This window comes from Sphingomonas turrisvirgatae, assembly GCF_001721295.1.
Lineage (GTDB): Bacteria > Pseudomonadota > Alphaproteobacteria > Sphingomonadales > Sphingomonadaceae > Sphingomonas > Sphingomonas turrisvirgatae.
On record NZ_MDDS01000048.1, the window covers coordinates 1 to 8,283 of the forward strand.

The window sequence follows — 8,283 nt, forward strand, 5'->3', positions numbered from 1 at the left end:
AGGTCGCGGCGCTGGCCGGCGTCCAGCTCGGCCGGCAACGCCAGTTCGTATTCCCGCGCCACCTTGGCGTCCTTGCGCTTCTCCGCCGCCTCGGCCGCGTTCCACAGCGCGGAGCGGTCCTGCGCCCACTCCGCGCCTTCCGGTGCGACGATGAACGCATCCTCGACGCCGCCCCGCCGCGTATAGTCGTGGACCAGGCCGTCGCGCTCGTTTTCAAGACAGACGCCGGCACGATACGCGACCGCCGCGACCGCGCTGCGCCCGGTCGAGCGCGACACCGATTTCACCGCCAGATGGTAGATCGCCATCGCCGCGCCTGCCTTCTCCAACGTGGTCCAGCGGCGTTGCGCTGGTCGGGGTGTGGGGCGGAAGCCCCGCTGTCGCATCGCGACACGGGTGCAGGGTATCCCTGCCGCACGCATTACGCAGTAATGCTAAAGTGCGCCCTTGTCTCCTACCGTCGTCTCGGGTGGCTTCATTCGTTGGGTTGCGCTATACTCGCTTCGTATTCGTGCTTTCGGGTAGAAAACATGGCGGCACCGACACCAGAAGCGATCGAACAGGCCCGCAAACGGGTAGACCAGGCCAAGGCCCGTCTCGACGCGCTCAATGCCCGTGTGGCTGCCGAGGGTCGTCGTCTCGATACCCGCCGTAAGATCATCCTGGGCGGATTGCTCATCGATGCCGCCAGCAAGGACAAACGGTTCGCCGGCATCGTCTCCGAGCTGACCCACCGCATCAGCCGCGATCAGGATCGCAAACCGTTCGACGGATGGTCGCTGCCCGGGGAGGATCGCTGATGGACCGCGATCGCGACGACGACCCCCGCCGCCTGCTCGAACAGGCCCGCCAGCTCCACGATCAGGGACGCGGAAGGGGAATGGCTCGTGGCGGGAGCCGAACCGATCCCCCGGCCGGCAAGTTCGATCCCGCCGAGTTCGACACGCCCCCCGATCCGCCGCCTTCTGCCGCAGGTCGTGCGCGCGGTGCCGCCGACGCCGCCCAGGCGCACAGCTTCTTCTCCCACCTCGACACCAACATCCAGCGCATCCTCACCGGCTTCGGCACCCTGCGCGACCTGGTGTCCGACGTGCGCGCCAGCCTCGCTGATGCCGCCGCCAGGGATGCACAGCGCGCCGAGGACGAGGAAGCCCGTGACAAGGCCATAGCGGCGCGCCTGGTCGATCCTGCCGCCCTGGAGGCCCGTGCGGAGGCTGGAGCGCGTCGTGGAGCCACGGACGGCCTTGCCGGGGCGGGAGAGGCCCTGCGGCGTCGGATCGACGCTGACACGGCCGCGCACGCCGCCCTGGCCGATCGTCTTGCGGCCGATGTCGCCGATCGCCGCGCCCATGAACAGCGCCGGCGCCACTCGGACAGGTGGTGGAACGGCGCGCTCGCCGGGTTCGCCCTGCTCGTGCCGATCGCCGGGGGTTACGGCTACTACCTGGGTAACGGGGCCGGTGAGGCGGAAGGCTATGCCCGTGCCCGTGATGAAACGGCTGCCGCGAGCTGGGCTAACACCACCAACGGCAAGCTCGCCCGCCGCATCGATCAGGCCAGCGAGCAGACCATCCCCGCCATCGCCGCCTGTCCCAAGGATCATGGCTGGAAGCGCGAGAAGCGCAACGGGTCGTACTGGTGCTTCGGTGCGAACCCCGACGCCAAGTCCTACACCGGATGGTTGTTGCCATGAGCCTCGATGATCGCACGCGCACCTGGCAGCTCATCATGACCGGCGATGATCTCCGACATGTCACGCTCGACACCCAGGCCGACATGGCGCGGCTGCTCGACCTCGACCCCTCCATTTCGCATCTGACGCTCGAAATTGACGGTGATCGCGTCCACGTCGCCCGCGACTGGCCCAGTGACCAGTACGAGGAAGCCGATCGCCTGATCGATCGCATCGCTGCCTCCGGCGTGTCCGCGATCGTCGTCCACGATCGCAACGGCAAAACCCCTCGCCGTGTGACGCCCGGTGAATGATGGCACGATGCCGCCGCCCCAACTTCTTCTTCGCCAAGCCTGCGGCCGGTAGGCCGCTTCTGTGACGGCGTAGCCGGCACGCATTATCGGCGCATCGGTCGAAGGCCGATTCCGCTTGTCATCATGCAAAGCCAGCCTCGCGTGCCCGCGATGATTCTAGATTCTATTGATTCTATGATTCAGGGGCCGCCTAGTCGCTGATCTAAAACGATTAAATGGCCCGACCTACGACAAATGGGGTGCTCAGTTACGACAAATGGGGTGAGCACCTACGAGAAATGGGGTGGGTAGTTGCGACAAATCGGGTGGTTATGCGATCTATGACAAGATCATTGATCTTATGTCGCATCTGGCTAAGGTTTCGACGTGCCCGAGGAACCAACCACCGGCCGCACTATGAAAGCGGCTTCCACCGCTTCTGTCCGTGACGGACACGCGATCGTCAAAGCTGGCGAGTTTATCGAGGCCCGTTTCGGTGCAGGCACGTCGCCCTCCCTGGCAGCCCGCAAAACCCTAGCTCTTCTGATCGCCAAAGCTGCCGGTGAAGCCTGGCGACCAGGATCGCACGTCATCGCCAAGCGCGACCTGCGGGGCACCCACAACGCCAATGATCGGATCCAAGACACCCTGGGTGAGCTGATGGATGTAAAATTCCAGATGCCCTCGACCTCGGCACAGGGGCGCGCGGCGACGCTCACCGCTGCCCTGCTTGCCTGGACGCTCAACGAACATGCGGAAGACGGCCGTGCCACCGTCGAGTGGGAGTTCACAGCACCGGCTAGGGCAATTCTGCAAGGGAGCGATTATTACGCTCGCCTCAACCGGGCGGCTCTGCTCGCCTTCCGGTCGAAGTATGCGATCACCCTCTATGAGATGGGTTGCCTGCTGGCTGGACGGCGTAGCCCCACATGGTCCGGAACGGTCGATGAACTGCGGGAGCGGCTTGGCGCACCCTCTAATTCGATGCCCAACTTCTCCGACTTCCGGCGTCTGGTGCTGACACCTGGCAAAGCCGAAATCGATCAGCTCGCCGCCTTCACGATGGACTGGTCGGAAAAGCGCGGGGCGCGGGGCAAGATCACCCACGTCACCCTGACCTTCACCCCTAAAGACGACGATGCCACTGACGCCGCGGCCGATGAGGCAGGACGCCATAGCAGCGGTCGAAAGGCCCGCCGGGAAGGGACGACAGAAACCATCGTCGATACCGCCAGCCTCATCGCCTCGGCGGCTTCTCGGCTATCGGTTTCAGACACCCTGCGCTGGCCAGCCGACGATCAGGTGGACGAGTTCAAGACCCCGGAGCTTCATGCAATCGGAATGGCCCTAGGCGGTGGTCACTCCGTACAGCGACTAGCGGATCAGTATGCCCGCGTGCGCCCCGAACAGCGCCGTAAATTGGTAGGGGATGCCCTCAAGGCAGATTGGACGAAATGGGTTACGGGGTGTGCCACCAAGTGGGGCAGGGTCTGACCATTTCGCCGCTTGACCGTTTCTGCTAACGGTTAGCGGATCACGTTTTGAAACGATCCGCAACAGGGACGGATAAGATGGCTTACACCCTTGGAGAAGCCGCAAAGGCAACGGGTATCAGCAAGGCTTCCATATCGCGCGCTATCAACAGCGGTCGGATTTCTGCGACAAAGAAGGATGACGGCTCTTTCTCGATTGAGCCGGTCGAACTGCACCGGGTGTACCCTCCCAAGTCAGCCGCACCAGTAACCGAAACGCCATCTGAAACGCTACGCAACGGCAATGCTGACACCCGTAACGGGTCAGATTCCAATGTGTTGCAGGCTCGTCTTGATGCTGCCTTGGAACAGTTGCGCGACCGGGACGGCACGATCGATGATCTTCGCCGTCGCCTCGATCAATCGGACGAGGAACGGCGTGAGGCTCAAGCCAGAGTGATTGGACTGCTGGCCGGACCTGGCCCCACAGAATCCAAGAGAGGGTTCTTCGGTCGCCTGTTCGGCCGCACTGACGAAGGGTAGCGCGATCGTCACCCCTGCCGTCGCGATAGCCGGGATATCGTGGCCTGATCGACCCCGAGTAGGGCCGCGACGGTGCGCTGCGTGTCCCCCCTGGCGAGCCGCTGTAGCGCCTCGGCCTGCTGGTGGGGAGTAAGGGCCGCTCGCCGGCCGAACTTCACGCCACGGGCCTTCGCCTGGTCGCGGCCAGCTGCGGTGCGCTCCACGATCCGCTGGCGCTCCCAGCTCGCTGCAATCCCCAGCACAGCGATGACGACCTCGGCAAACTGCGAGGTGGTATCCACCATCGGCTCCGCGATCGAACGAAAACCAGCGCCGGCCTCCTTCACCGCATGGAGGATGTTCAACAGGTCACGGGTGTTACGCGCCAGGCGATCGGTGGCCGTCACCATCAGCACGTCGCCGGCATCGAGCGCGCCGATCGCGCGCTTGAGCTTCGGCCGCTCGGCCGACGCGGCGCTGGCCTTCTCCTGATAGACCTTCACGCAACCGGCAGCGAGGAGCTGGGCGACTTGCTGGGTGAGGTCCTGCCCGTTGGAGGAGACGCGCGCATAGCCGTAGATCATGCGACCATTGTGCATCGGATATATGCATCACGGAAGCGCCCAGATTTCCGCCATTCCCGTCACGATGCAGAACCTTTGATTTTTGCATCACTGGCGCGAAAAGTGAAATAGCGGTTGTTCAGGTACGACCGAACAGACTTCGCATTAGCGACTTTGGTTTAGCTGGCTGGGTAAGGGCTGCGGAAGCAGCTTCTCCGATAGCATCAGTCAGCGCACTCTCGAAGGCCCGCGTGACGTCATCGTAGCCCGTTCGTGCATGGACGATTTCATGCACCAGCGTTCCGGCAAAGTTTGAAAGAGACGAAAGCTGATCGCGCCGAATAACGATCGAGTTGGTCGATCCATCCCATAAGCCAAGCGCATCGCTTCCTGTAGCATCCATGCGCATCGTGTTGCTCACCCGCACGGCACTCACGTGATTGGGTATGCCACCAACAAGGTCTGCGATCGCTTGTGCCTTTTCAAACACCAATCGTTCAGCCGGCGTTAGTGCAATTGGGTCTATGAAGTCAAAAACGAAACTGTCATTCCATTCGGACTGATAACGGCTCAGATCGCGAATGGGAGCTCCGGAGATGTCGGTTGTGCTTACGACCTCGCGCTGCACCGTATCTGGAATTGTGATGATCTTGAGGCCATCGTCCCGCGCATGATCGACAGCTGATGGATTGGCCATTAGTTGGTCTGCCGTGACGAAAAGATAATCGCCGCTCCCACTTAGAATGCGCCCGGCATGGACCGCGACCTCCTTCCAACGAATTTCGTCGCTTCCAACGCCCGATTGTAAGTTCTCCAGCTGTTGCGCGAGTTCGTCCGCAATTTCGCTGGCAGTCGCGGCAAGCAGCATCTGCTTCACGCGATCAGTGTAAGCTGTACGCCCAACATTGGTTCGCTCGCGATTGAGAGCTTTTCGCATCGGCTCGGTCAGCGCTGTTATATTATAAGAAAAAGCAAAATTTGCTTCCTCTGCGACAAGAAGTCCGGCGACATAGATTCGTGCTGACGACCCATACTTACGACGTAGAATGTCACCAATACGCGTCGTCTCAAGAAAATCCTCGTCGGAAAACCGGAGGAAAAAACCCATTGCCTTGGCCATCTGTTCGTCGCTTAAGCAACGCAGAGTGATCATAGTTCCAGCCATTGTAGGATCGGGTGATGGCTGAACAGCCGCGTGCAGTGTCACAACATCATCAAAGTCTCTTTTAGCCATCTGAGCTATAGTGATCTCGCCATGAGCCGACCTAATGTTTACATCCACACCGTTACGATAGAGAGTTGCCATGGCGTCCTTCAGTCCAACGCCGAATTTGCCGATCACCTTTCCTGCGTTATTTAGTTTTTCGGCATTTTCATTCTGTGTGAAATGTTCGTAGCGAAGACCCCGCCCAAAATCGCGAATGACCCAACTGCCCTCGTCTGACTTAAATACCTCGATCTCGCCAGTTTCGCTTAGCTGTTGCTCGTCAATCGCGTTGGCGATCAGTTCACGAACTGCGTGCGCACTATCCCAAGCTTCCAGAATTTTTTCAATGTTGAGATCAAACAGCCGTGCTTCGGTCATGGGATTCTCCGAGACCAAGTTTCCGAAACTCGATGATAACCCATCGCTGCTAGCAACACTGCACTTGGCCGAATCTTTTTCCATAATTCTTCAGCGGCTTTAATCACCCTGGGATCATCGTATGCTTCCAAGCACAAAGGAAAGCTTGAGAAAAACAAAATGTCGAACTGTCGCTTTGTCAGTGGTGCTGCCAGCCGTAGCGATAGCGTCTGACGCTTTGCTTCGCTGATTATGCGTTGAACCTTGCGCTCATAGGAGTGCTTCACGCTGCTATAAATCCATGGATGCTTTCCGAATTTTCGTCGCAGGCGAGCAACCGTCGCGGTGTGAACGGGAAGGGCTTTCTTCGCTCCATTTGGCGGTGCCACCACTATCCATGCAGCATCCGTCTTCGATAAGCTGGGATCACGCATCATGCGCAAAGCCATATTGTAGAGCTGGGGGTAGTCCCGTTCAGAGGGGCGGCCTCGTTGTCCACGAGGATGACCTTCAAGGGGATCTAGTGTCGAGATGTCCATCAGCTCATCCTCTGCGCAGGGCTTGGTTCGCAGACATGGTCACCCATCCACCGGAACCGGTCCAGCATCAAAAATGACAGCGGCCAAGGCCGCAGCGGCACGCGACAACGACGCGTAGGGCGGTCGGCCCGCGCACATCACCACGCTTGCGGTGTAGGAGCTGGACGTGACGACATTGAAGGCGCCTGCGGCTTCGCGAATGGATCGGCGCCATTACAAATGACGGTTAGCATCCATGCGCTGATGCAGGATGCGGATAATAGCGATGCCGTAACTGGTTGGCCGAAAATAGATGACATGCTGCTCGACACTTCGCCGCCGATAGCCCGGTCGGATGTTGGCACAGCCCTGCGCCTGTTGCGGAGCTTCAGCCAGATCGGCGCAAGCGGCTTCGATGAGGTCGGTGTAGCGCATCGCCTGGGGCAAATCCCAATGCGCCACAGTATAGTCGAAGATCGCATCGAGGTCGCGCTGCGCCCTCGGGCTAAGCCGGTATTCAGCCATGCTGCTCGGCTTTGCGCCGCTTGAACGCGGCAAAGTCGAACAGCTCCGGCTCGCCGCTCTGCTCGCCCTCGATCAGCGCCTGACGGATGCTCTCGATCTCAAGGCCCCGCTCCTGCTCGCGCCGGATAAGGTCGCGGATCGCCTCGCTATCATTGGTATAGCTGCCGGCATCAATCTGCGCGGCGATCCAAGCGTTCTGCTGCTCGGTAAGGGTGATGGTCTTTCGCACGGTCCCCATATAAGCCTCCAAGTCATACTATTGGTGCTATTTAGCTCATTGCATAGCTGGTGTCATCGCCCAAAGCCGATATCCGGCCCATCGCGGTCGTGCCCGCGCTGGCGTTGCCGATCGCGCTCGTCCTGACCATGATCGAGGGCCGGTGTCTGCTCGCGCCGGTGTGCCTGGTCGAGCGCCGGCACCGCCTCGAACCCGTCGCCGGCACTGGTTTGCAACCCCGATCGCATCGCCCGCGCCGCACCCTGGACGAAGCTCGACATGCCCTGCGCCGCCAGCTCGGCGCGGTCGCGCATCCGCTGCCCCATCTCCTGCAGCCATTCCCGGCCACGCTCGATGTAGAGGCCCAACCCCCGCTTCTCTAGGATCGCCTCGTTCATTTGCCCGCGCGGGGTGACGGCGTGCGGCTTCTCGCCGGCCGCGATCTGCTCACGCTCGGCGCGCCGCTCGATCGCAGCCGATGCATGGCCCATCTTCACGGTCGGCTCAATTTCCAGCCCCTGACGCGCATAGCTGCGATGGTCGACCCGCTCGGCCACCTGGGCGAGTTCCAGCGCGTCGTTGACCATCCCCGCCCACCGCTCGCGGATCGCCTCCACCTCCACCGAGGCGGTCGAGCGCACGTCGAGCTGGCGCGTCTTCGCCCCCAGCCCGTCCGCCTCCGCCACCCGCGTCGTCGTCATGACGTGCGCGTGGTGGTTGCGATCGTCGCCGTAATCATGGGGGGCGTGGATCGCCGCATCCACCGCCACCCCGTAGCGGTTCCGGATATCCTCCGCGAAAGCACGCACCAGGTCGCGGCGCTGGCCGGCGTCCAGCTCGGCCGGCAACGCCAGTTCGTATTCCCGCGCCACCTTGGCGTCCTTGCGCTTCTCCGCCGCCTCGGCCGCGTTCCACAGCGCGGAGCGGTCCTGCGCCC

The 8,283-nt window shown here is 61.5% G+C and carries 12 protein-coding genes; 5 read left to right on the forward strand and 7 right to left on the reverse strand.

Features of this window, described 5'->3' with window-relative positions:
- The coding region (locus tag BFL28_RS15595; RefSeq protein ID WP_173655773.1) for a MobA/MobL family protein at positions 1-308 on the reverse strand (308 nt) is incomplete at its 3' end.
- A gap of 222 nt (positions 309-530) precedes the next feature.
- On the opposite strand from BFL28_RS15595, the gene BFL28_RS15600 reads away from it, so the two are divergent.
- The 5 genes from BFL28_RS15600 to BFL28_RS20310 all read left to right on the forward strand — a co-directional run bounded on the left by BFL28_RS15600 (position 531) and on the right by BFL28_RS20310 (position 3,980).
- Positions 531-800: a hypothetical protein gene (locus tag BFL28_RS15600; protein ID WP_061781506.1), complete on the forward strand. Its 270-nt coding sequence runs from the start codon at positions 531-533 to the stop codon at positions 798-800.
- Positions 800-1,693: a hypothetical protein gene (locus BFL28_RS15605; RefSeq protein ID WP_069321460.1), complete on the forward strand. Its 894-nt coding sequence runs from the start codon at positions 800-802 to the stop codon at positions 1,691-1,693. The genes BFL28_RS15600 and BFL28_RS15605 overlap by 1 nt, the downstream gene beginning before the upstream one ends.
- Positions 1,690-1,986: a hypothetical protein gene (locus BFL28_RS15610; protein WP_079247199.1), complete on the forward strand. Its 297-nt coding sequence runs from the start codon at positions 1,690-1,692 to the stop codon at positions 1,984-1,986. The genes BFL28_RS15605 and BFL28_RS15610 overlap by 4 nt, the downstream gene beginning before the upstream one ends.
- A gap of 396 nt (positions 1,987-2,382) precedes the next feature.
- Positions 2,383-3,459 (forward strand): replication initiation protein, encoded by a 1,077-nt coding sequence (locus BFL28_RS15615; RefSeq protein WP_069321461.1) that lies wholly within the window; start codon positions 2,383-2,385, stop codon positions 3,457-3,459.
- A gap of 77 nt (positions 3,460-3,536) precedes the next feature.
- Entirely contained in the window at positions 3,537-3,980 is a 444-nt protein-coding gene (locus tag BFL28_RS20310) for a recombinase (RefSeq protein ID WP_079247200.1), read from the forward strand.
- Positions 3,981-3,988: 8 nt separating this feature from the next.
- On the opposite strand, the gene BFL28_RS15625 is transcribed toward BFL28_RS20310, so the two are convergent.
- The 6 genes from BFL28_RS15625 to BFL28_RS20585 all read right to left on the reverse strand — a co-directional run.
- Positions 3,989-4,543 (reverse strand): recombinase family protein, encoded by a 555-nt coding sequence (locus BFL28_RS15625; protein WP_069321467.1) that lies wholly within the window; start codon positions 4,541-4,543, stop codon positions 3,989-3,991.
- A 118-nt stretch (positions 4,544-4,661) separates the two neighbouring features.
- Positions 4,662-6,107 (reverse strand): ATP-binding protein, encoded by a 1,446-nt coding sequence (locus tag BFL28_RS15630; RefSeq protein WP_069321463.1) that lies wholly within the window; start codon positions 6,105-6,107, stop codon positions 4,662-4,664.
- Positions 6,104-6,625, reverse strand: coding sequence for a hypothetical protein (locus tag BFL28_RS20985; protein ID WP_158011662.1), 522 nt, complete (start codon positions 6,623-6,625; stop codon positions 6,104-6,106). Before BFL28_RS20985 ends, BFL28_RS15630 begins: the two co-directional genes overlap by 4 nt.
- Before the next feature lie 213 nt (positions 6,626-6,838).
- Positions 6,839-7,129 carry a type II toxin-antitoxin system RelE/ParE family toxin gene (locus BFL28_RS15635; protein ID WP_069321464.1) on the reverse strand — a complete coding sequence of 97 codons (291 nt, stop codon included), beginning with the start codon at positions 7,127-7,129 and terminating at the stop codon, positions 6,839-6,841.
- Positions 7,122-7,367, reverse strand: a complete 246-nt coding sequence (locus tag BFL28_RS15640) for a type II toxin-antitoxin system ParD family antitoxin (RefSeq protein WP_069321465.1) — start codon at positions 7,365-7,367, stop codon at positions 7,122-7,124. Before BFL28_RS15640 ends, BFL28_RS15635 begins: the two co-directional genes overlap by 8 nt.
- Before the next feature lie 53 nt (positions 7,368-7,420).
- On the reverse strand, positions 7,421-8,283 hold an 863-nt coding region (locus BFL28_RS20585; RefSeq protein ID WP_119184628.1), incomplete at its 5' end, for a MobA/MobL family protein.